This is a genomic window from Acinetobacter sp. YH12117 (assembly GCF_013418865.1).
Taxonomy (GTDB): domain Bacteria; phylum Pseudomonadota; class Gammaproteobacteria; order Pseudomonadales; family Moraxellaceae; genus Acinetobacter; species Acinetobacter indicus.
The window spans coordinates 1-22326 of sequence record NZ_VPBF01000043.1 but is presented as its reverse complement, the minus strand read 5'-3'; the positions used below and the strand labels follow the sequence as shown (position 1 = coordinate 22326).

The window sequence follows — 22326 nt, the reverse complement described above, 5'->3', positions numbered from 1 at the left end:
GACTCATGAGTGCTCGGTTATATGCGGGCCAATTGGTTGTGCGGTAGATTTTGTGTGCAGGCTTCTTCATTTGAAAATTATATCGCTGAAAAACCCTTTACAGATAGGTTTGTGCAACAAAGCCCTGCGGGTGCAGAATTTAGAAAAAGATTTGGGACAGATGCTTATTTTAAGGGAGCGGCCCTGCCGTACCACTCAAGCCGGACAAGCATTATTGCAGTATTTACAACATCGGCGGCTGCTGGAACAGAACCTGCGTCAGAAATTGACAGGTTATCATCTCCATTCCAATTTTTATCAGGTGCATATCGCCAGTAATGCCGATTCTCTTGCCACTTGGTTATTAAGTGCCCTGCAGGACACCTTAATCCAAGACAAGATCGTGCTGAAATTACAGCTTGAAGATCAGAGTCAAACCCATCACTTACTGGAAACCGGTCAGGTAAATGCCTGTATTTCTACTCAGGCACAGGCCATTGCAGGCTGTATCGCCGAATACCTGGGCAGTATGACTTATCGGATGGTCGCCAGCCCGACATTTGTACAACGCTGGTTTAGACAGGGTATGCATCGTGACAGTTTAAGAGTTGCTCCCGCTGTCATTTATAACCATAAAGACCGGCTGCATAGCGACCAACTGGAACAGCAGTATGGTCTCACTGAATCCAGCTACCCTTATCATCAGATTCCTGATTCAACAGCCTTTGCGAATGCTATTTTTAAAGGCATCGGTTATGGCATGCTGCCCGAAGTCCAAATTGCAGATCGGCTTAAAGATGGCCAACTGATTGAAATTTTGCCTGAGGCAAAAACAGAAGTGGCACTGTACTGGCATCACTGGAAACAGCAATCTGTGGCGATTGAGAAACTGGGACAAGCCTTAAAACAACAGGCAAGGCACTGGATGAATCTGACTGACTCATGATGCTCATCATCCACCTATTGAACACGCCACTGACCTTTAAGCTGAATATTGACCTTTTCTCCAACACCACCTATCGCCTTTTTCATACCAAAATCACTACGCTGAATTTGGGTTGATGATTGCACATCCAGCAATTTCGGATTTCCTGTATTCGGTTTTAAACTGGTATGAAAAACAACCGGACGCGTCACGCCGCGTAGGGTTAAATTGCCGGCAATACGATATTGATCAGGACCTAAAGCGGTAAAACGCGTGCTTTTAAAACTGACGGTTTTATATTTTTGGGCGTGAAATAAATCTTCACCCAGAATCATATGTCTTAAAGACGGTTTACTCAGCTGCAGACTGTCCACATTTAGCACAAATTGGGTCGAGCCCTGCTGCGGTGCTGTTGGATCAAAATGCATGACTGACTGCACCTGCTTAAACTGCCCACCGACCAGTTGCACGCCCATGGACTTAATTTCAAAACCGACTTCACTTTTTGAGGTCAAAGTCCAGCGCTCGGCATAGGCCGGGCTGATACCCAGCAGCATAACGGCCGCACCCAGCAAGTATTTGGTCTTTGACCTTGCTACATGTGACGGGTTCAAGTTCATCGCTTATCTCCTTGCGGCGCAACTGGCTTTATCTTGTTAACAAGATGGAGCTGGCGAGCTTAGGTGAGATTACTACGGTCTTGTGCATGATATTTGTCTTGTAATTGTTGATAAACCGGCGTGTGCTGAAAATTCTGTAAAAATTTGATTGTGCCTGGCGGGAAGGCATCGGTCCAGATTTCTCCACGAAAATAGGCTTCACGTACCGGTGTAGCAGACATGGCACCTTCCAGACTGTCGAGTTCGACCATCTCCCACTCCGGGAAAAATTGCAGATAATAGGAAGACTCATCTTTAAAATGACCAATTAAGCCCACTTTGGCTTCTGGTCCGGCCACCGTGGCCACCAGCATTTTCACCAGTTTCTGCCATTTTTCATCATTATATACATCGACCACATGCACAAACTTGATCCGCTGCTGCTGCTCCGGGCTAAAGTTGGACAGAATCATCTGCTGGCGTTCAGCGGCAGTAAACGGATTTTTGATATTGCGTTCATCTTGTGCAGAGCCCAGTGCCAAAATCACGTTTTCACTTTGCTCCAGCGCGATTAAAATGGTCTGCATATGTGCCAGATGAAAAGGCTGGAAGCGGCCAATAAACACAAGATAATCAAATTTATAATTCATAGCACATCAACTTTTATGAACTCACCAGTTGTGGCGTCAACAATAATTTTCGCCATAATAAGCCCATAAATTCAAATTAATTGAAAGCAAGGATAGTACGATGACACTGAGCTGTATTCAACAACCCCATCCACATTTGAATGCGAATTTAGACAATGGCGTACTGACCTTAGCCATTCAGCGCCCGGAAGCCAAAAATGCCCTGTATGGTGAACTGTATCTCTGGATTGCGCAGGCACTGGACGAAGCCGATCAGAATAAAGACGTCCGCGTAGTAATTTTACGCGGAGCCGATGCTGATTTCAGTGCCGGTAACGACATGCAGGACTTCATGAAGTTTATTCAAACACCATTGCAAGGCAAAGCCGGCGATACACCACCCTTTGTATTGCTAAAAGCTGCTGCACGTTTTTCCAAACCGCTAATTGCTGCGGTGCGTGGTGTAGCCATTGGCATTGGGGTCACGCTGTTATTACATGCAGATTTAGTCTATAGCGACAACACTGCCCTGTTCCAGATTCCATTTGTGAGCCTCGGCCTGTCCCCAGAAGGTGCGTCCAGCAAACTGCTGGTACAGCAGGCCGGTTTCCATAAAGCCGCAGAGCTGCTGCTAACTGCTCAGAAGTTTAACAGCGACAAAGCGCTAAACGCCGGTCTGGTCAATAGTATTGAAGAGGATGTATATGCCACTGCCCAGCAACAGGCGCACATTTTGGCAGCCTTACCACTGGCTTCTCTCAAACAAACCAAAGCGCTAATGAAACACAATCTGGATGAGATCATTGACTGTATTGATCATGAAGCGGAAATCTTTATGAAACGGGTCGGCTCACCGGAAATGATGGAAGCTGTACAGGCTTTTATGCAAAAACGTAAACCTGACTTTACCCAGTTTAATTAAGTATTATGCTCATCAACGTAGGTGCAGTCACTGTACCTACGTTTTTATGGTTTAGCTGTTTTCTCTTTCTTTTATTTCTTTTGTGATGGTTCCCATGTCAAATTCGTCAGATCCCTCATCTTTAAACTCTGCATCATCTTCAACCGAGAAAAAACGCTATTACGAACCGGCACCACAAGATATTGATGTCGAAAACTTTCGTAAAGTCATCACCAGTCGCCGTTCGGTACGTAAATTTACCGACAAGCCCATTCCAGCGGATATTTTAGATGCCTGCCTGGATTTAGCCTTACTGGCACCGAACTCCTCCAATTTACAGCCATGGACCTTTTATGTGGTTCAAAACCCGGCCAAGAAAAAGCAGCTGGTCAAAGCCTGTCTGAGTCAGTTAGCAGCCAAAACTGCGGCCGAGCTGATTGTTTGTGTAGCACGCACCGACCGCATTGATGAAATGGCCAAACTCAATATTTCCGAGTTCCCGTTTCCTGAAGCGCCAGCCCCGGTAAAAAAATACTATAAATTTATTCCCTATAATTATAAAACTGGCTATTTCAATGCCTTCGGTCATTTCAAAAAAGTGGCCTTTAAAGTGGCACGTAGCTTGGACAAGCAATTGCCAGTGTCGGCATTTCATCCGGCCGATGCCAAACTGTGGGCCTCAAAAACCACCGCTTTGGCCTGTGAAAATCTGGTGCTGGCCTTACGCGCTTATGGCTTTGACAGCTGTATGATGGAAGGTTTTGATGAGCCAATGGTACGTAAAATCTTAAAGCTGAATGAACAGCAATATGTGGTGATGGTGATTGCTGCCGGCGAACGTGCGAAAGATGGCGTGTTCTTCCCACAATACCGTTTTGACCGGGCGCTGTTTATCCAGAAAGTTTAAACAAGATGTAAAAAGTCCCGCTTCTCTTTAAGAGAGAAGCGGGACTGCTGCACAAGGGAGAGCTGATTAAAAAGCTCTCCCTCTCTGTCAAATATTTTAATATTCAACAATTAAAACTGCACATCCACCATCTGAATAAACTCAAATGCTGGTTCTTCATAAGGATGGCTATCTTTTAAGGCACGGGCTACATTCGCTGCGTTATCTTCCGGTACAATGATTTCCACCCGCCATTCCTCTACTTTTTCAAGCGTGCCGACTTCCCCAATATACGGGTCTGCGCCACGTAAGGGTTTAAATTGCCCGGTGCCCAGCACCTGCCAGGCACAGTGTTCATAATCGCCGATTCCCCCACCACCGGCTTTAAATACAGCAGCTTTGGTGGCTTCCAGATGCGATTCAGGCACATAAAAAATCAGTTTTAGCATAGTCACTCCCGGTATTGATCTGTCTTTCATACCGTATTGACTGGCCTGTTGTCATCTGCTGTTTGCAAGAAATGACCTAAATCCTGAATAGCACTACATCTGTTTTGAATAGATACAGCACTGATTCCAAACAATTGTCCAGCTTTAGCTATGGCTTTGGATGAAACATAGCGATGGATTAGCGAGAATTATTGAATCTTCGAAATCGATCAGATCCTTTATTTGCTTAGGCTATTCCATTGAGCTCATTATTTATCTCAGCAAGGTAATCTGCTTTAAATTTTTCTTAAGACGCCTACAATATTCAGCATCTCGAAATTATCCTGATCGGTGTCCAAGGTATGTGACTTGATTTGCGCCTGGATATGATCATTCACCTGAAAATGCCTTAACGGGAAACAGTGCTCATTGGCACTATAGGCGCCCGTACTCGGACTGTCTGACAGCAGTTGGGTAATGCTTAAACGCAGGTCATTTTTTCTGGAGATGGAAATCTTATCCTGATTGGCATACTGACTCTGAATGCCCTTGCCATACAGCTGGATACAGAGCTGGTTATACTGTTTTTGCAGCGCCTGCGTGTACTGAAAACCATCACTCCAGACCAGTCCTTGTGGCGCGGTCTGAATTCGGGTTTCCGGGTTTTTCACCAGTGAATCATCACCCAGATGAATTAAATGTAGCCCCTGCTGAAACACCACATGCGCTTCGGTTAAAGGCTTGAGCTGAACCAGATGACTATGCTGATCAATATATAAATGCTGGTTCTGATAGGACAGCAACAGGATTTCCGGTTGATAGCCCTCCATCCAGACCGTGCCGGCAATATGATCCGGATAATCATATTCACGAGGCAGATATAAAGTGTAACGGCCATCGGTCTGAGAATGGGTGTAATAGTTGTGTTCGCCCAGCTGCACATAGATTTTGGCTTGAGCAACAGGCTGCCCACTGGCATCAAATACCTGACCTGAAACCGACCACTTTTCACCTTGTGGCTGCGTACCAGACTGGGACTGGGTTAAACTGGAATGCAGCGGCTGAGCATATCTGACAGACTCCTGAATCTTGGCACTCTCACCACCACAACCGTTCAGCATAATCAAGCTGGTAAAAATAGGAATGACCGTTCGCATCTGCATTTTTGTTATCCACTTTTATAATTATGCTGTTTATTGTACGGTGCCGGGCAAAATCAGCTATCCCCATTTTGGGATGAAACGCCGATAAAAAAGCCACCCGTAGGTGGCTTTTCAAAATAAGGTCAATTAACCAATGAATTTACGTGCGTTACGGAACATACGTAACCATGCACCATCTTCAGTCCATTCTTCAGGTTTCCAGGAATGTTGTACGGCACGGAAGTTACGCTCCGGGTGCGGCATCATAATCGTGGCACGACCATCTTTAGAGGTCACACCGGTAATCCCTTCTGGAGAGCCGTTCGGGTTCAGTGGATAGTGCTGGGTCACATTGCCCTGGCTGTCGACATAACGCAGGCTGATCTGGTTACTCGCATTTAATGCGGCAAAGTCTTCAGCGCTGGCCACAGCACGGCCTTCCCCATGCGCAACCGCGATTGGCAGAATTGAACCTTCCATACCATCAAACAGAATCGAGTTTGATTTTTCTACACGCACGTTCACAGTACGCGCTTCAAACACTTCAGAGGTATTGCGATGGAAACGTGGCCAATGCTCTGCACCTGGAATCAGTGGTGCTAGTTGTGACAGCATTTGACAGCCGTTACAGATACCCACACTGAAGGTTTCTTGACGGTTAAAGAATTTCTCGAACTGGTCACGCAGTTTGGCATTGAACAGCACCGATTTCGCCCAGCCACCGCCGGCACCTAAAACGTCACCGTAAGAGAAGCCGCCACAAGTCACCAGACCTTCAAAGTCATCCAGGCTGATACGACCAGCCAGCAGGTCACTCATGTGTACGTCAACGGTGTTGAAACCGACTTTATCAAATGCAGCCGCCATTTCCACATGACCGTTTACGCCTTGTTCACGTAAAATTGCCATACTAGGACGACGTACATTGATGTAAGGCGCTTCAATCGCTTCATTCAAATCAAAGGTTGGTTGTGCGATTAAACCTTTGTGATCCTTATCTGTGATCAAGGCAAATTCTTGTTCAGCGGTTTCTAAGTTATCACGTAGACGTTGAATTTGATGTGACACTTGAGTCCAAGCCACTTGTAAATCAGCACGTTCAAGCACAAGACCATTGACAGACAATTGATCTGTATTGTTTACAGTACCAACGACAGAAATCGCATCTTTAATTGAAGAGGCTTCAACTTCAGCTTGTAGCGCATCCCAATCTGCTTTGGCAATTTGAAGTACTGCACCAATTTCTTCAGCAAATAATGAAGCAACAGATTGTTCTTCAAGTGCCACACCTAAACGTGAAGCGAACATCATTTCTGCAACAGTCGCAAGCAAACCACCATCACCGATGTCATGGTAAGCTTTGATTAAGCCACGGTTGTTCCAGTCTTGAACCAATGCAAAGAATGCTTTGAAGTCATCGAAGCTGTCGACATCAGGTGTGACTGAACCAATTGCTTTATACACTTGCGCTAAGATCGAACCGCCAAGACGGAATTGACCTTTAGACAAATCGATACGAACCAGTACAGATTCTAGGTTTTTCAATTCTGGTGTTAATGTCTTACGAACATCGGTCACAGGTGCAAATGCAGTAATTACGCCTGACATCGGAGAAGTCACAGACTTGTCTTCGCCTTCATCATTCCACGTGGTACGCATAGACAATGAGTCTTTACCCACTGGAATGGCAATACCCAATGCTGGGCACATTTCCATACCGATGGCTTTTACGCCTTCGAATAATGCTTGGTCTTCGCCCGGTTGACCTGCAGCTGCCATCCAGTTCGCAGACAGTTTAATATCGCCAATCTGGTCAATTTTTGCAGACATCAGGTTGCTGATCGCTTCAGCTACCGCTAAACGTGCAGACGCTGCCGGGTTCAATAATGCCACTGGTGGACGTTCACCCATGGCCATCGCTTCACCGGTATAACCCACCAGGCTTGTGGTTGTTACTGCAGCATCCGCTACAGGCACTTGCCATGGGCCAACCATCTGGTCACGTGCCACCATACCGGTAATCGAACGGTCACCAATGGTGATCAGGAACGATTTAGAGGCAACGGTCGGGTTTTTCAGGACACGGTAAATCGCATCTTTCAGATCTGTCACTTGAGCTGCATCAAAATCATCGCCTTTACGCTCGATGCTTTCATATGAACGGCTCATACGTGGTGTACCGCCCAGCATCACTTGCATTGGCATATCCACTGGCTTGTTACCGAACAATGGATCTTCAACTGTTAAGTGACGTGCTTCAGTCGCTTCACCCAGTACTGCAAACGGACAACGTTCACGTGCACAGATTGATTCAAACAACGCTAGAGATTCTGGACGGATCGCAAGGACATAACGCTCTTGTGCTTCGTTAGACCAGATTTCCATTGGCGACATGCCTGGCTCAAGCGATGGAATCTTACGAAGATCTAGTACCGCACCCAATTCGTGATCGTTCACAAGCTCAGGCATTGCGTTTGAAATACCGCCCGCACCCACGTCATGTACAGATACGATTGGGTTTTCATCTTCCATACGCCAGCAGGTATCAATCACTTCTTGGCAACGGCGTTCCATTTCTGGGTTTTCACGTTGTACAGAAGCGAAGTCTAGGCTCTCACCCATCGTACCGCTGTCTACAGAAGAGGCAGCACCACCACCAAGACCGATGAGCATTGCAGGTCCACCAAGCACAATCAAAAGATCGCCCGGTTGGATCGCATCTTTTTCTACATGGTCAGGACGGATGTTACCGTAACCACCAGCAATCATGATTGGCTTATGGAAGCCTTTTACTTCGCCATTGACGTTTTGTTCAAAAGTACGGAAGTAACCATTTAAGGCAGGACGACCGAATTCGTTGTTAAACGCTGCACCACCGAGTGGACCTTCAATCATGATTTGCAGCGGAGAGGCCATACGCGATGGCTTGCCGTAGTTATCTTCCCATGGCTGTTCAAAGCCTGGAATGTTCAGGTTCGATGTGGTGAAACCGGTTAAACCTGCTTTTGGCTTACCACCACGACCGGTTGCACCTTCATCACGGATTTCACCACCTGAACCAGTTGCCGCACCGGCAAATGGAGCAATTGCGGTTGGGTGGTTATGGGTTTCCACCTTCATCAGGATGTGAGCCGCCTGGCTCTTGTATTTATAAACGTATTGACCGTTTTCTTCTTGCGTTGGGTAGAAACGCTGGGTATCAAAACCTACAATCACCGATGCGTTGTCTTTATATGCTGACAATACATCGGTTGGTGATTCTTTATAGGTGTTTTTGATCATCTGGAACAAAGATAACGGCTGAACTTCACCATCAATGGTCCATTCTGAACCGAAGATTTTATGACGGCAATGCTCAGAGTTGGCTTGCGCAAACATCATCAGTTCGATGTCGTTCGGGTTACGGCCCAGTTTGGTGAAAGCTTCAGTCAGATAATCAATTTCATCTTCAGACAGTGCAAAACCAAATTCATTGTTGGCTTTAACCAGTGCTTCTTTGCCCTGACCCAGAATATCAATCGAGTTTAACGGTTTTGGTGCGGTTTCCACGAACAGTGCGGCTGCATCTGCAATGTCAGTAAACACGCTTTCGGTCATGCGGTCATGCAAGATCTGTAATGCTTCTTTAGAAAGCGCTTTTACACCTTTTAGGGTAAACAGCAATCCGCGCTCCATACGGTGCACTGGAATATTACAGTTGGCAAAAATATCCGTCGCTTTGGATGACCACGGCGAAATGGTACCGACACGTGGGGTCACTAAAATTTGGACTTCGTCACTGGCAGGCTGACGTAATTCAAAAGATGCGCCATCATTTAACAGCGCTAAAGCTGATTGTTGCTGCTGCTCGTTGAGCGCTTGGTCAAACAGATAGATCCATTGGCTATCGAAAGATTGAACAGAACTAATTGACGATAAACGTGATAATAGTTGAGTTTTCTTAAAAGAAGAATGTGCAGGTGCACCGGCCACGATAAACATGCTGATTTTGGCTCCACGGGCAGATCTTTTGGACCTCGCCACAATGTGACTTGAAGAGAGCGCATATTCTACTGTGAAATGAGCCAATCAGCTAGAGAGGAAACAAGAATACTCGTACTAAAATATTTGATATTTTTAAAATAATACTTTTATTATCAGGCAAAAGAATTGAATTTAGCCGAAAATCTTAACATAAATTGTAATAGAAAAATTAATTTTTTTTTAAGAATAGTTCTACTCAGGAAAATTGTCTTATTTTTCAACAGTTCTATAAGCATGATGAAAGCTAGCCCTAGATTGTCTGAATAGCCTGCTGCAGAACCAGAAATTAAATTTTTTGTACGAATTAATCATCCTGAAAGCTGAGTACTCATATCCACCCGAAGAGAGCGTTGCTGTCATCCGCTCAGGATCCCTTTGGTCTTTGCCTTTGTGAACCTTGAACCCTGAGACTTCACCCTCTTAGATGGGATTTTTACGTTCAATATTTCTATTATTTTTCGTCCTGTATTCTCTTGAGTTTAACTTGATTTATTCACCTAAAAGAAAGAATGAAAATATGCAAATCCAACCCTTATAATCTCATACCACGAATATGTCACAAGAGTTTTTTCCATTATGTATTTCACTTCCTAATATCAGGGATAATCTAGTAGATAATATATAGATATTCTCAAGGAAAAAGCCCTATATAAATATCCACCCTAAAATTATCTTTGCATCTATTTGATAAATGATTACTTATCTTTCATAAAAAACACTTATCAATAATATGAAGAAATAACATTTAAAATAAATTTTATCCAATTCATTCTACAAAAATTGGTTTAAAATATAAGCTTTGAGTAGCAAGTAAAAATCGAAAAAATATGTATTTTTTAAGTTTTGTTACTTTTTTTAACATTTTAAATTAATGCAAACTTCAATAAGTTTTAATCCAATCTATAAATCACTGTAATTCCTAAAAAATATTCATATATTTGACCCTGCAAAATCATAGTTTTTTATTTAAAAACCACCCCTATATCAGTAAAAAACCTTACTTCCCACTGACTTCATCAGTGAATTTGATGGTTTTATGTTAAGCTCTAGCTCAATTGCTGAGGCAAGGTCCATTTTTGGACTCACCTACGTACATCTTTTTATGCTGTGGATCAAATATCGGCTAGATATTTAAACACCAGATTTCTCATTTTCCGCAGCTTTATGCTCTGCCTGTTTTAGAGCCTTAGTCCGTCACCAAAAGATTTGTTTTTTAAAATAAAGGTGCCTCGCTTAAGGAGTAATTATGTTTCAATTCACTAGTACAACCACTGTACTATTGATGGTGCTTTTTTACGGCATTACCTTTGTACTGTCGTTACGTATTAAACAAAAAAATGAAAATGTCGATGGCTATATGGTCTCGAATGGTTCTATTGGCTTTGGTATGTCTGCGGCCAGCATGACCGCAACTTGGATTTGGGCAGCGTCATTCTATGCAGCTGCCTCTTCAGGTTATAAATACGGCGTTTCCGGTGCCTTGCACTACGGCCTCTGGGGCGCGCTGATGATTTTGTTTATTTATCCTTTTGGTAAGCGCTTTCGTGAGTTGGCACCCAATGCACATACGCTGGCAGAAATTATGCATGCCCGCCATGGCAACCAGAGCCAGATGATTTTGGCAGGTTCCAATATTGTGGGAAGTGTCATCAGTTTGATGGTGAATTTTACTGCAGCAGGTGCCTTGGTCGAAATTTTATCTCCCCTAAGCTTTGTACATGGCGTCTTGATCACCGGGATTGGTGTGCTGTCTTATACCCTCTGGTCTGGCTTCCGTTCCTCTGTATTTACCGATTTTGGCCAGCTGGTGGCGATGATCGTGGCGGCGGTGATCATTATCCCAACGCTGTTCTTCACTTTGGGCGGACCGTCCCTGTTTCAAACGGGTATTCACAACCTGCAGCCTGAACAGCTCGATTTCTTCTCTAAAACTGCATTTCTAGAACAAGGTGCGCCTTTCTTCGTCGCAGTCCTGGCGTATGCCATCGGTAACCAGACCATTGCCCAGCGTTTATTTGCGGTACGGGAAGACTTGATTAAACCCAGTTTTATTACGGCGACGATTGGTTATGCCGCGATTGTGATCGGGTTGGGGATGCTCGGCTTACTGGCCTTGTTTGCCGGAATTCAACCGATTGATGGCAACTTGAATAACCTGATTCCACAAATGGCAGCGACGTATCTCTCTCCATTTATGGTGGCTCTGTTATTTATCATGGTGATCGGTGCGCTGTCTTCAACGGCTGACTCGGATCTGTCTGCGTTATCTGCGATTGTGATGACTGACATTTATGGAAAACAGATTGCCAAAAACCAACCTAATCCCAAGAAAATGCTGTTTATTGGTCGTATAACCATGATTGTCGCCACCATGCTTGGGATCATTATCGCCACTTTAAAATTTGACATTTTATCAATGCTGATTTTTGTGGGTGCACTTTGGGGGTCTATTGTATTTCCGGTAATTGTCAGCCTGTATTGGGACAAAGTGAATTCTCGTGCCTTTAACTGGTCGGTCGGGCTCGCCTTCGTCAGCTTCCTGATTGTCCGTTTTGAATGGATTCCAATCCAGGGCTTGATTGCGCTTGGCTTTGAGCTACTTGCAACCCTGGGTATTGGTGTGGTGCTGGGTCTGATGACCTTTGGTTTCTTCGGCAAAAAAGTCGGTTTGGTGGTGGGTATCTTGGCCAGTATTGGCTTCATGCCATGGACCATCGGCTTCTTGCGTGAATACGGCACCTTATTAAGTTCACTGACTGCTTATGGCAGTAGTGCTCTGGTCTGTACTGTTCTGACCTTGGTCTACAGTAAAGAACGATTTGATTTTAAACAAATCAACAAGATGGTGATTGAATTTCACCAGCTATCTGAGAAAAGTAAATAAGGAGATTTCAGATGACTAGTCAATTATTGACCCTATATGTACTTTTTTGGCCGTTGATCGCAAGCCTGGTCTTGTTCACAATTTGCTTGAATGTCTATAAAGATGCACAACAAGCCAAGGAAACTGGTGAAGGGCTGGTGTAATTTTAACTCTTCATGAAAAAGCAGGCTCATTTGGCCTGTTTTTTTATGGCCGTTTCATATTGTTTGAATCACTTGTCTATATTGAGGAGCAAGATTTTTTCTGCTTTTCATTCCCATGACAATTCATGTCGCCTCACTCTAGTACTGGGCTTGGTTTTTTGGCATGATGCAAAGCAGTAAATAATTGAATAATGATAAATGACACAGATGCGTTGGTTAGAACTGCTTTCGACAGTTCGGATTGGTAGTAAAAAGCAAAGTACTGAACAGGCGCGTAGCCCGTTTCATAAAGATTATGACCGTATTATTTTCTCGCAGAGTTTCCGGCAGCTGAACCGCAAAACCCAGGTCCATCCGCTTACCCAACATGATGGTATTCATACCCGCCTGACCCATTCGCTGGAAGTGTCCTGTATTGGCCGTTCACTGGGGATGCTGGCAGCAGAAAAAATCAAGGATCAACTGCCTCCGTGGATTACCCCGGCCGATGTCGGCGCGATTATTCAGGCTGCCTGTCTGGCGCATGATATTGGCAATCCGCCTTTTGGTCATGCCGGTGAATATGCCATTCGTGAATGGTTTGATGATGCCTCGCATACCGACTTTTTAAAGGACCTAAGTCCGGAACAGGAAGCCGATGTACGCCAGTTTGAAGGCAATGCCCAAGGCCTGCGCCTGCTGACCAAAATTGACTATCATCCGCATGATGGCGGTATGCGTCTGACCTATGCCACCTTGGGTGCCTATTTAAAATATCCGTGGCTGTCGAAAACCATGGCCTCGCAGGGCAATCGTCCGGCCAGTCAGCGCGCCAAATTCGGTTGCTATCAGGCAGAAAAAGACATTCTGAAACAGATTGCCGAACAGCTCGGCCTGATTGAAATCGGACCTTATCGTTATTGCCGCCATCCGCTGACCTATTTACTCGAAGCCGCAGATGACATCTGCTATGCACTGATTGATCTGGAAGATGGCATTATCCTGAACATGCTCAGCTATGATGAAGTCGAACCGATTTTCCTGAACCTGATTGGCGATTATGGCATGCCGGAAGAACTGTCTTTGGACAGCACCACCTGGCAGCAGAAAATTGCCGCGCTACGTGGCCGGGTGATGAAACGTCTGGTCGATGAAGTCACCAGCGCCTTTGCCAAGCAGCATGACCAGATTCTTTCGGGCCAGCTGAAAGGGACCTTGCTGCAATATTGCTCGGCCGATATTGAAATTGGCATTAACCGGGCCAAAGAACTGGCGCGTGATAAAATTTTTGAACATCCGCAAAAAGCCGGTCTGGAAATTATTGCCCATCAGAGCCTGCAAAGTATTCTGGATGCCTTTATTCCGCTGACCACACCGCATAAAACCTTAAGCTTTAAAGAGCAGCGGCTGATGGCGATTTTGCAGCGTTCCGGTGCCCATTTTGGTCCAGATCACTATGACAATATCATGCAGGTGCTGGATATTATCTCAAAATTCTCGGATCATCAGGCGTATAACCTGGCGCAGGAATTACAAGGCAATAAAGCCGGATTCTTTTAAGTACAGCCTGCCGTTTTGGGAGAACCTCCAAAACTGCTTTATACTTTTGCGCGTGCTGACATTGCTTGTGCAACACCCCGGCCCATCGGCTGTATATCGCAGAGCATCACAGAAAAGTGGATGACTTCAAGATGCAGACGACAGGCTCGGAACTGAAAAATTTAACCGAATAGAAGTGAATAAACTGAATGATTGGATGTCTGATTGGTGAGGTGTTTGCCCTCGAAGCCCCTACGGTCTTATTAAATGTCAATGGTGTGGGCTATGAAGTCGATACACCGCTGTCTACATTTTGCCAATTACAAAAAGGCCAGAAAGTCACCTTATGGACCCATTTAGCAGTCCGTGAAGATGCTCAACTGCTATATGGTTTTCTTGATGCGCAGGAAAAAACCATTTTCCGCACCCTGCTCAAGGTCAACGGTGTTGGTCCAAAAATGGCACTCGGCATTCTATCGACTTTAAGCGTCGACATGCTGATTCACACGGTTGAACATGAAGATATTAACACCCTGGTCAAAGTACCGGGTGTCGGCAAAAAAACCGCTGAACGACTGATGATTGAACTGCGCGACCGCTTTAAAGCGATGGCTGCCGGCAATACACCAAGCAACACCAGCAGCGCACAAATCCAGTTTATGGGGAACTCTGCCGTGGCCGAAGCCGAAGCTGCGTTACAGTCACTGGGTTACAAACCACAGGAAGCACAAAAACTGGTGAATGCTGCCAAAGGCGACTTCACCGAAGCCAGCGACATTATCCGGGCAGCATTAAAGTCGATGAACAAATAGAAAACTCTATCTTGCCTCAAGGCCAGCATGACATACGCGAAAATGTCATTCGCAACTGTTTAGGGCAGGAAGTATTTGCACAAAAATCTTTCTGCGATATAGTCGAAACGAATCATCTTTTGACGAGTTTTGCGAATGACGATGGTTTTGCTTACTTTTGCCGAATGAGAAATATATTTCGCAAGGTAAGGCCAACCGCAGGTTATTCCCGAAATTTAATTTTCTTGGAACATCCGTCAAAAAGCGCTTTTGACGTCTGCCCCATTAAACTGTATTTACCTGAAGTTTACATAATATATGCAAGACCGTCTTATCAGTGGTTCTGAAAAACCCGAAGATCAAATTGATCGCGCCATCCGCCCCACCTCCCTCGATGACTACATCGGTCAACCGGTGGTGCGTGAACAAATGGAAATCTTTATTGGTGCAGCGCGCGGCCGCGGCGAAGCCCTCGATCATACCCTGATTTTCGGCCCACCGGGCTTAGGTAAAACCACCCTAGCCAATATCATTGCCCGTGAAATGGGCGGCAACCTGAAATCGACTTCGGGGCCTGTGCTTGAACGTGCCGGTGACTTGGCAGCCATGCTGACCAACCTTGAAGAAGGCGATGTACTGTTTATTGATGAAATTCATCGCCTGTCACCAGTGATTGAAGAAATCCTCTATCCGGCGATGGAAGATTACCAGCTGGACATCATGATTGGTGAAGGCCCGGCAGCGCGTTCGATCAAACTGGACTTGCCGGCATTTACTCTGGTCGCCGCCACCACGCGGGCCGGTCTGCTCACTTCGCCGCTGCGTGACCGTTTCGGGATTGTGCAGCGTTTAGAATTCTACTCGGTGGAAGATCTGACCCATATCGTAAAACGTTCTGCCAGTTTAATGGATGTCCCGATGACCGAAGAAGGCGCGGCAGAAATTGCCCGCCGTTCCCGCGGCACACCGCGTATTGCCAACCGCTTGTTGCGCCGGGTACGTGACTATGCCCAGGTCAAAGGCACCGGCGAAGTCACCCATGCAATGGCCCAGCGCGCTCTGGATATGCTCAATGTCGATAAAGATGGCCTAGACACCCTGGATCGTCGCTATCTGTCGATGTTACTGGAACGTTTTGATGGCGGACCTGCCGGGGTTGAAGCACTGGCCGCAGCCATGGCGGAAGATTCAGGCACCTTGGAAGATGTGATTGAGCCTTATCTGATTCAGCAAGGTTATGTGATGCGTACTGCACGTGGCCGGATTGCCACCAATATGGCTTATTTGCAGTTTGGCATGACCCCGCCGGAACCGAAATAACAGCAATGCCTGACCTTCATTGCTTATGAGATGATGAAGGTCTTTGATAAATAACAACTTGAATACATACTCGAACAACAATAATGATGACCGAACAACAACTAATTCAACACCTTCAGCGGCATTTTGATGAGCTGATAGAGCAATTGCAGCCAATCCGGCCCCTACCTTATAGCAAACCATTCCAGTTTTTCAGTGAATCTGAACTGAACTATCTGAACCAGCTTTTGCAAGGCAATCTCAGTCCCTGACTGAGCTTCGACTTTAAAAATGAACGCGGCAAAATCATTGATGCAGATCGAGCCGGCATTGAACAGATCGACCTGCATCGGCATGGACACTGGTCTATCGACGCCATCCATTTTGATCAGCTATGTGTCATCCACTGGATTAGCCTGTATTTTTCTGAAGAACTTAACCCCTTTATTGAAACCTATACCCAACCACCCGCTTCAGTAAAACCGAAACAGAAGCTTGCCCTGATTCTGACATTAGTGGCTGTGCTGGGCGGAATTGGCTGTTATCTGCTGCAAGACGCTGTAGGGATTGTCTTATCTGTGGCTGCGTTCTTTCTTAGTCTGATCTGGTATGGCTTACTTTAGCTACGGCAATATTTTGCCAATAAGCAGCCTCAGCAGTTTGAGCGAACTTTCGTGATCAGCAGCTATTTCGCCTTGCATCTACGCGATTATGCGGTGGAGCGGCTGTACCTCAGTCATCCGGACAGTGCCTAAAACCGCGCTATCAAAATTGCCAATAGTCAAGCACAGGCGGTATGGCAAAAAAAAAGCATAAATCACGTGCCAATTCACTTAATTCAACCTGTACCGAACGATAAATATCCAATCTTGGCTCTACATTCTTTATACCTTTGCCACTGGATTTGACACCTTGTGCCATAGGAGCAAAAAGTCATTATGCTAAACTGCAAAGCCAACCCAGTCGGGCATTTGACAGAACCTCAGACAACTTCAATCCAGTTCTGTACGGCCCTTCCAGACCAAAACTGAAAATTGTAATGGAACAGTATCATGGCGAATAAATTTGAATTTCAAATTCGTATCTATATGGAAGACACCGATGCAGGCGGGATTGTATACCATGCCAATCATATTCGTTTCATGGAGCGCACCCGGACCGAATGGCTGCGTGCTTCCGGCGTCGATCATTATTGGCATCAAAACGACTATAACTTTGTCGTGCATAAAATTAATGTCAAATATATGCGTCCAATCTTAATGGATGATCTGATTACTGTTACAGCAAGTGTTGTTTCGTGTAAAGCAACGTCATTTGTATTGCAACAAAATATTTATCGTGGTGAAATCATGCTTGCTTCTGGTGAGGTGGAATTGGCATGTTTAAGTTCTGAAATGCGTCCACGTCGCCTTCCGGATGAAATTCGTGGCCTGATTCTAAAAGAGCTAGGACAGGACCAAGACTAAAAACTTATGGCACTACGTAACTATGGCAACACAATTAGAATCATCTCTACAAGTCTCTGATCTTATTTTGCAGGCAAGCCCTGTGGTACAACTGGTCATGTTGGTGCTGTTACTGGCCTCCTTGTATAGTTGGTATCTGATCGCCAAGTTACATCTCAGTTATAAAAAAGCCCAGGCCGATGATAATCATTTCCAGAAAATCTTCTGGTCTGGTGCTGAATTAAATACGCTATATAACAACGCCCAACTCAATTCCAAACGCACCGGCCTGGAAGATATTTTCTATCAGGGTCTGGGTGAATTTCTCAAATTGAAAAAACGTCATGCCCCGACTGCACAAAGTCTAGAAGGTACCGAACGTATTTTACGTGTCGGTTTAAGCCGTGACCAAGGCCAACTGGAACAAGGCTTAGGCGCGCTGGCCAGCATTGGCTCTGTGGCACCGTATATTGGTTTATTTGGAACCGTGTGGGGCATTATGAATGCCTTTATTGGCCTGGCCGATGTCGATCAGGTAACACTGGCTACCGTTGCACCGGGGATTGCCGAAGCGCTGATTGCCACCGCAATTGGTTTATTTGCCGCAATTCCAGCTGTACTGGCCTTTAACCATTACACCGCCAAAGGTGAAAGCCTCTATTCAGACCGTGCCTTATTTGCTGAAGAAATGGTGGCCTTATTACAACGTCAGTCTTTGGGTTCAGCACGGGAACATGACTAATGGCCATTCAACGTTCCGGACGCTTCGAGCGTATTAAAAAGCCCTTAAAAAGTGATATGAACGTGGTGCCTTACATCGACGTGATGTTGGTGCTGCTGGTCATTTTTATGGTCACTGCCCCAATGATTACCAGCGGCATCAATGTCGATTTGCCGCAGGCCAATGGCAATCCGATTGAATCCAAAGATGCGCCAGCTGTGGTCAGTCTGAACAAAGACGGCCAGTATTTTCTGAAATACAAAGCCCAAAACTCCAGTCAGCCGCTAACACTCAGTGAACTGACTGCCGTATTAAGTGAAGCACAGCAACAGGCGCAAGCAGAAAATAAAGAACTGCATGTGGTGATTGAAGGTGAAAAATCTCGTGCGTATGGCGAAGTCATGGCCCTGATGAGCAGCCTTCAGGACGCCGGTTTAACTCAAGTTGGCTTACTGACTGAGCCATTAAAGTAAATGATGAAAAGATTGCAAAAACCACCGTTTCAGCAAAAAGCACTGGCCATTGGCTTCACGCTCGGCGTGCATGTCATTGCCGTGGTGGGTTTACTTTATCTGGGCATGAGCCAGCCACCGGAGCCACCCAAACAGATTCGGACCGTGCTGATTAAACCGGAAGATTTACCCCCTGTTACCCGTGAAGAAACCGAGTTTGCTGAAACTGCACATGAAAATGTGGAAGCCGAGATTCAGCAAACCGCGACTCCGGTTGAAGATGCCCCGGTAATTCCGGTCGCACCGCCACCTCTGCCGCAACCAGAACCGGCCAAAGCACAACCAAGCAATACCGCAGCACAGCAACAGGCCGAACAGCAAAAACGCCTGGAAGCACGTGCACAAGCGGAAGCAGAAAAATTACAGGCACAACAGGCCCAGCGCGCCAAGGCTGAAGCTGAACGTAAAGCCCAAGCCGCTGAAAAAGCCAAGGCCACTGCACAGGCCAAAGCCGAGGCAGAAGCCAAACGCCGCAGCGAAGCTGAAGCCCTGCGTAAGGCAGAAGCAGCAGAAAAAGCCAAACTTGATGCACGTCGTAAGGCGGAAGCGGAAGCCAAACGTAAAGCCGAAGCGGCAGATAAGGCCAAGGCTGATACGGCAGCCAAGGCGAAGGCAGATGCAGAGGCGAAACGCAAAGCCGATGCTGAAGCCAAACGCAAAGCCGAGGCTGCGAATAAAGCCAAAGCAGAAGCAGCAGCCAAAGCCAAGGCGGAAGCGGATGCTAAACGCAAAGCCGAAGCAGCTGAAAAAGCTAAAGCGGATGCAGCGGCGAAAGCCAAAGCCGATGCAGAGGCCGAAGCCCGCGCTGAAGCAGAAGCCAAAGCCTCGGCGGCCAAACAGGCGGCTGAAGAAGCGGCACAAAAGAAAGCTGAAGCCAAACGGATTGCCTCTACAGCCAAACGCGATTTTGAAAACAAGATCCGTCGCGCCTGGGATATTCCGGTCGGCTCTTCTGGCAAAACTGCCACGGCACGGGTTACGCTAACCGACAGCGGTTCGGTAGCCTCGGTGATTGTGAACTCCAGTGATCCGGACATGAAAGCCAGTGTCGAGGCCGCGGTACGTGCTGCTGCACCATATCCAATGCCTTCGGACCCGGATGCACGCCGTGAAGCACGCAGTTTCACCTCAAGCTTTACTGCCAAATAAGCTGACTCACCATCCTGTCAAAAGCCGGGATGGCCTGTTATTTTTCAGTTACACTGCATAACAAGCGACAAAATTTTATTCACTTTTCACAGTGTTATAACAGTTTGGTCATAATTCTCTGCTTTAAATCTCAAATAAGCATGGCATTATGTAGAACAATCACATCAACAAGAATTATGTTTTGAGTAAATAGCGAATGATGGAAATGAAGCCTAAACATCTACTTTGCTTGGCAATTTTTACCGCTTTGGGTCCAATAATGGTCTCTCAAACCTATGCCCAGCTACATCTGGAAATTGCCAAAGCACCTGCAGAAGCCCCGAAAATTGCCATCATTCCGTTTAGTAATGATCAAAGCATTTACCCGATTGTTGAAAATGACCTGAACCGTTCCGGCAAATTCACCAGCTCATCAAAAAACTTGCCGGCAAGTGCAGCAAATAATAGTCCTAATGCCGCTGCCTGGCAGGCCGCCGGTGTACCTTATGTGGTGACTGGTACCAGCAAGCCAACCGCAGATGGTGGCTTTGAAATTCACTATCAGCTGTATGATGTGCAAAAGCAGCAGTATTTATTAAACGAATTACTGACTGTACCGGCTTCACGTACCCGTCAGGCTGCGCACATGATCAGTGACACCATCTATGAAGCACTGACCGGTATTAAAGGCGATTTCAGTGGTCGTATTGCCTATGTCTTGCGGAATCCGGCTACTCCGGAGCAGCGCTATACCCTGCAAATTGCCGACACCGATGGTGAACAGCCAAGAACCATTCTGACTTCACGCGATCCAATCTTGTCGCCGGCCTGGACGCCAGATGCCAAGAAAATTGCCTACGTGTCCTTTGAAACCAAACGCCCTGCGATTTATGTTCAGGATTTATCTACCGGTTCACGTGAAAAACTGGCCAGCTTCCGTGGCTTAAATGGCGCACCAAGCTTCTCTCCAGATGGTTCACGCATGCTGTTTACTGCTTCAATGCACGGCAATCCGGAAATTTACGAGATGGATCTGGGCACGCGTCAACTCAAGCGCATGACCAATGACAGCGCCATTGATACAGAAGCACGCTACGCACCCGATGGTAAATCGTTTATTTTTACTTCAGATCGTGGCGGCTCAGCGCAAATCTATCGCTATGACCTAAATACCGGCAGCAGCAAACGTCTGACCTTCCGCGGCGCATTTAATGCGCGTGGTACTTTAAGTGCCGATGGTAAAAAACTGGCGCTGGTTCATCGTCCAAGTGGCAGCAATTATAAAGTTGCGATTCAGGACATTAATACCGGCATTACCAATATTCTCACCCCAACCAGCCTGGATGAATCTCCAAGCTTCTCACCGAATGGACAGATGGTGGTCTATGCAACCCGTGAAGGTGCGCGTGGCCTGCTGTCTATTATGTCTTTAGATGGTCGTTTCCGTATGAATTTGCCAAGTGAACAAGGTGAAGTGCGTGAACCGGCTTGGGCACCAAAATAAGAGCAACTGAACAACCAAGTTTCATGGAGATGAAAATGAACGCAGTAAAATTATTTGTATTGCCTGTACTGGCCTCAGCGCTGGTGATGACTGGCTGTGCCAACCGTAAGCCTGCAACCGATGTTCAAGCAGGACAAACACCGACCTCTTCAACCACGGTCAATACACAAGGCTTAAGTGATGATGCAGCCTTGAATGCACAAAACCTGGCCGGTGCATCTGCCAAAGGTGTAACTGAAGCCAATAAAGCATTCTTGGCGAAACGTGTGGTGCACTTTGACTATGACAGCAGCGAACTGTCGAATGAAGACCTGCAAACCTTACAGGCACATGCACAATTCCTGATGGCCAATGCCAACTCGAAAGTCGCGCTTACAGGTCATACCGATGAACGTGGTACCCGTGAATACAACATGGCCCTTGGTGAGCGTCGTGCCAAAGCAGTCGAAAGCTTCCTGGTCACCACAGGCGTGAATCCGGGTCAATTGGAACCGGTCAGCTATGGTAAAGAAATGCCGGTTAACCCAGGTCATGATGAAAGTGCCTGGAAAGAAAACCGCCGTGTTGAAATCAACTACGAAGCGGTACCACCTTTACTGCGTTAAAATTGCATGATTGAGCAGAGTTGCTCAATATAAAAAAGCGCTCCATCGGGCTAATGCCAGTCAGTTAAGAGATTGACTGGCTTTTTCTTGGGTATTTTTGAGGTTTTCCTTTTACAACCCTTGGATAACTCCTCATCCTTCTCTCAGGTATAACATACCGATTAGATTTCTCCATTAAACTTTCCAGATGTTTGGGTAGATTAACTGCAGAAGCCAAAGAGTCGAATCTTAGTAAATTAAGAAGGGCAATAGATGCAATATGAA

General features: G+C 46.1%; 20 protein-coding genes and 1 pseudogene. 14 read left to right on the top strand and 7 right to left on the bottom strand.

Annotation, left to right across the window (positions count from 1 at the left end):
* Positions 1-52 precede the first annotated feature (52 nt).
* Entirely contained in the window at positions 53-925 is an 873-nt protein-coding gene (gene argP / locus FTU55_RS12775; protein WP_373686124.1) for an HTH-type transcriptional regulator ArgP, read from the top strand.
* Between the two features lie 14 nt (positions 926-939).
* On the opposite strand, the gene FTU55_RS12770 is transcribed toward argP, so the two are convergent.
* Together FTU55_RS12770 and FTU55_RS12765 are read right to left on the bottom strand one after the other, a co-directional pair.
* Positions 940-1524, bottom strand: coding sequence for a YceI family protein (locus FTU55_RS12770; RefSeq protein ID WP_075167784.1), 585 nt, complete (start codon positions 1522-1524; stop codon positions 940-942).
* Positions 1525-1583: 59 nt separating this feature from the next.
* On the bottom strand, positions 1584-2153 hold the full coding sequence (locus FTU55_RS12765; RefSeq protein ID WP_075174739.1) for a nicotinate-nicotinamide nucleotide adenylyltransferase: 570 nt from the start codon (positions 2151-2153) through the stop codon (positions 1584-1586).
* Between the two features lie 100 nt (positions 2154-2253).
* On the opposite strand from FTU55_RS12765, the gene FTU55_RS12760 reads away from it, so the two are divergent.
* Together FTU55_RS12760 and FTU55_RS12755 are read left to right on the top strand one after the other, a co-directional pair.
* Positions 2254-3054, top strand: coding sequence for an enoyl-CoA hydratase (locus FTU55_RS12760; protein ID WP_005176626.1), 801 nt, complete (start codon positions 2254-2256; stop codon positions 3052-3054).
* A 94-nt stretch (positions 3055-3148) separates the two neighbouring features.
* Entirely contained in the window at positions 3149-3940 is a 792-nt protein-coding gene (locus FTU55_RS12755; protein ID WP_045795136.1) for a nitroreductase family protein, read from the top strand.
* A 110-nt stretch (positions 3941-4050) separates the two neighbouring features.
* Here the strand turns inward: FTU55_RS12755 and FTU55_RS12750 are convergent, their stop codons facing one another.
* The 3 genes from FTU55_RS12750 to purL form a co-directional block, all read right to left on the bottom strand.
* Positions 4051-4368 carry an NGG1p interacting factor 3 protein, NIF3 gene (locus FTU55_RS12750; RefSeq protein ID WP_045795137.1) on the bottom strand — a complete coding sequence of 106 codons (318 nt, stop codon included), beginning with the start codon at positions 4366-4368 and terminating at the stop codon, positions 4051-4053.
* Positions 4369-4643: 275 nt separating this feature from the next.
* Positions 4644-5510, bottom strand: coding sequence for a carboxypeptidase-like regulatory domain-containing protein (locus FTU55_RS12745; protein WP_180047279.1), 867 nt, complete (start codon positions 5508-5510; stop codon positions 4644-4646).
* A gap of 126 nt (positions 5511-5636) precedes the next feature.
* Positions 5637-9470 (bottom strand): phosphoribosylformylglycinamidine synthase, encoded by a 3834-nt coding sequence (gene purL, locus FTU55_RS12740; protein ID WP_180047277.1) that lies wholly within the window; start codon positions 9468-9470, stop codon positions 5637-5639.
* Positions 9471-10758: 1288 nt separating this feature from the next.
* On the opposite strand from purL, the gene FTU55_RS12735 reads away from it, so the two are divergent.
* From FTU55_RS12735 to ruvB, 5 genes are all read left to right on the top strand, one after another.
* A complete protein-coding gene (locus FTU55_RS12735) occupies positions 10759-12396 on the top strand; it encodes a sodium:solute symporter family protein (RefSeq protein WP_005176615.1) in 1638 nt (545 codons plus the stop codon).
* Positions 12397-12407: 11 nt separating this feature from the next.
* The gene (locus FTU55_RS15010) at positions 12408-12539 is read left to right on the top strand and encodes a putative transporter small subunit (RefSeq protein WP_005176614.1); all 132 of its coding nucleotides are present in this window, start codon (positions 12408-12410) and stop codon (positions 12537-12539) included.
* A 198-nt stretch (positions 12540-12737) separates the two neighbouring features.
* Complete coding sequence (locus FTU55_RS12730; protein WP_005176613.1) at positions 12738-14078, top strand: deoxyguanosinetriphosphate triphosphohydrolase; 1341 nt, start codon at positions 12738-12740, stop codon at positions 14076-14078.
* 188 nt (positions 14079-14266) lie between these two features.
* Positions 14267-14869 (top strand): Holliday junction branch migration protein RuvA, encoded by a 603-nt coding sequence (ruvA, locus tag FTU55_RS12725; RefSeq protein WP_005176612.1) that lies wholly within the window; start codon positions 14267-14269, stop codon positions 14867-14869.
* Positions 14870-15166: 297 nt separating this feature from the next.
* Complete coding sequence (gene ruvB, locus FTU55_RS12720; RefSeq protein WP_005176611.1) at positions 15167-16168, top strand: Holliday junction branch migration DNA helicase RuvB; 1002 nt, start codon at positions 15167-15169, stop codon at positions 16166-16168.
* Between the two features lie 164 nt (positions 16169-16332).
* Here the strand turns inward: ruvB and FTU55_RS12715 are convergent, their stop codons facing one another.
* The gene (locus FTU55_RS12715) at positions 16333-16530 is read right to left on the bottom strand and encodes a hypothetical protein (protein ID WP_168381679.1); all 198 of its coding nucleotides are present in this window, start codon (positions 16528-16530) and stop codon (positions 16333-16335) included.
* A gap of 669 nt (positions 16531-17199) precedes the next feature.
* On the opposite strand from FTU55_RS12715, the gene ybgC reads away from it, so the two are divergent.
* From ybgC to pal, 6 genes are all read left to right on the top strand, one after another.
* Entirely contained in the window at positions 17200-17613 is a 414-nt protein-coding gene (ybgC, locus tag FTU55_RS12710; RefSeq protein WP_005176609.1) for a tol-pal system-associated acyl-CoA thioesterase, read from the top strand.
* A gap of 22 nt (positions 17614-17635) precedes the next feature.
* On the top strand, positions 17636-18334 hold the full coding sequence (tolQ, locus tag FTU55_RS12705; RefSeq protein ID WP_168381680.1) for a protein TolQ: 699 nt from the start codon (positions 17636-17638) through the stop codon (positions 18332-18334).
* Complete coding sequence (tolR, locus tag FTU55_RS12700; RefSeq protein ID WP_180047275.1) at positions 18334-18786, top strand: protein TolR; 453 nt, start codon at positions 18334-18336, stop codon at positions 18784-18786. Before tolQ ends, tolR begins: the two co-directional genes overlap by 1 nt.
* 3 nt (positions 18787-18789) lie before the next feature.
* Entirely contained in the window at positions 18790-19974 is a 1185-nt protein-coding gene (tolA, locus tag FTU55_RS12695; protein WP_180047273.1) for a cell envelope integrity protein TolA, read from the top strand.
* Positions 19975-20173: 199 nt separating this feature from the next.
* Positions 20174-21457, top strand: coding sequence for a Tol-Pal system beta propeller repeat protein TolB (gene tolB, locus FTU55_RS12690; RefSeq protein WP_373685799.1), 1284 nt, complete (start codon positions 20174-20176; stop codon positions 21455-21457).
* 35 nt (positions 21458-21492) lie between these two features.
* Positions 21493-22062: a peptidoglycan-associated lipoprotein Pal gene (gene pal / locus FTU55_RS12685; protein ID WP_005176597.1), complete on the top strand. Its 570-nt coding sequence runs from the start codon at positions 21493-21495 to the stop codon at positions 22060-22062.
* 64 nt (positions 22063-22126) lie between these two features.
* Here pal and FTU55_RS15005 read toward each other — a convergent pair.
* Positions 22127-22326, bottom strand: a pseudogene (locus FTU55_RS15005) (DDE transposase); the annotation flags it as partial.

What these genes read in the sequence shown, in the direction of transcription:
- FTU55_RS12770 (WP_075167784.1), bottom strand. Translation starts at nt 1,524, where the DNA reads ATGAACTTGAACCCGTCACATGTAGCAAGGTCAAAGACCAAATACTTG.
- FTU55_RS12765 (WP_075174739.1), bottom strand. Translation starts at nt 2,153, where the DNA reads ATGAATTATAAATTTGATTATCTTGTGTTTATTGGCCGCTTCCAGCCT.
- FTU55_RS12760 (WP_005176626.1), top strand. Translation starts at nt 2,254, where the DNA reads ATGACACTGAGCTGTATTCAACAACCCCATCCACATTTGAATGCGAAT.
- FTU55_RS12755 (WP_045795136.1), top strand. Translation starts at nt 3,149, where the DNA reads ATGTCAAATTCGTCAGATCCCTCATCTTTAAACTCTGCATCATCTTCA.
- FTU55_RS12750 (WP_045795137.1), bottom strand. Translation starts at nt 4,368, where the DNA reads ATGCTAAAACTGATTTTTTATGTGCCTGAATCGCATCTGGAAGCCACC.
- FTU55_RS12745 (WP_180047279.1), bottom strand. Translation starts at nt 5,510, where the DNA reads ATGCAGATGCGAACGGTCATTCCTATTTTTACCAGCTTGATTATGCTG.
- purL (WP_180047277.1), bottom strand. Translation starts at nt 9,470, where the DNA reads ATGTTTATCGTGGCCGGTGCACCTGCACATTCTTCTTTTAAGAAAACT.
- FTU55_RS12735 (WP_005176615.1), top strand. Translation starts at nt 10,759, where the DNA reads ATGTTTCAATTCACTAGTACAACCACTGTACTATTGATGGTGCTTTTT.
- FTU55_RS15010 (WP_005176614.1), top strand. Translation starts at nt 12,408, where the DNA reads ATGACTAGTCAATTATTGACCCTATATGTACTTTTTTGGCCGTTGATC.
- FTU55_RS12730 (WP_005176613.1), top strand. Translation starts at nt 12,738, where the DNA reads ATGACACAGATGCGTTGGTTAGAACTGCTTTCGACAGTTCGGATTGGT.
- ruvA (WP_005176612.1), top strand. Translation starts at nt 14,267, where the DNA reads ATGATTGGATGTCTGATTGGTGAGGTGTTTGCCCTCGAAGCCCCTACG.
- ruvB (WP_005176611.1), top strand. Translation starts at nt 15,167, where the DNA reads ATGCAAGACCGTCTTATCAGTGGTTCTGAAAAACCCGAAGATCAAATT.
- FTU55_RS12715 (WP_168381679.1), bottom strand. Translation starts at nt 16,530, where the DNA reads ATGGATGGCGTCGATAGACCAGTGTCCATGCCGATGCAGGTCGATCTG.
- ybgC (WP_005176609.1), top strand. Translation starts at nt 17,200, where the DNA reads ATGGCGAATAAATTTGAATTTCAAATTCGTATCTATATGGAAGACACC.
- tolQ (WP_168381680.1), top strand. Translation starts at nt 17,636, where the DNA reads ATGGCAACACAATTAGAATCATCTCTACAAGTCTCTGATCTTATTTTG.
- tolR (WP_180047275.1), top strand. Translation starts at nt 18,334, where the DNA reads ATGGCCATTCAACGTTCCGGACGCTTCGAGCGTATTAAAAAGCCCTTA.
- tolA (WP_180047273.1), top strand. Translation starts at nt 18,790, where the DNA reads ATGAAAAGATTGCAAAAACCACCGTTTCAGCAAAAAGCACTGGCCATT.
- tolB (WP_373685799.1), top strand. Translation starts at nt 20,174, where the DNA reads ATGGAAATGAAGCCTAAACATCTACTTTGCTTGGCAATTTTTACCGCT.
- pal (WP_005176597.1), top strand. Translation starts at nt 21,493, where the DNA reads ATGAACGCAGTAAAATTATTTGTATTGCCTGTACTGGCCTCAGCGCTG.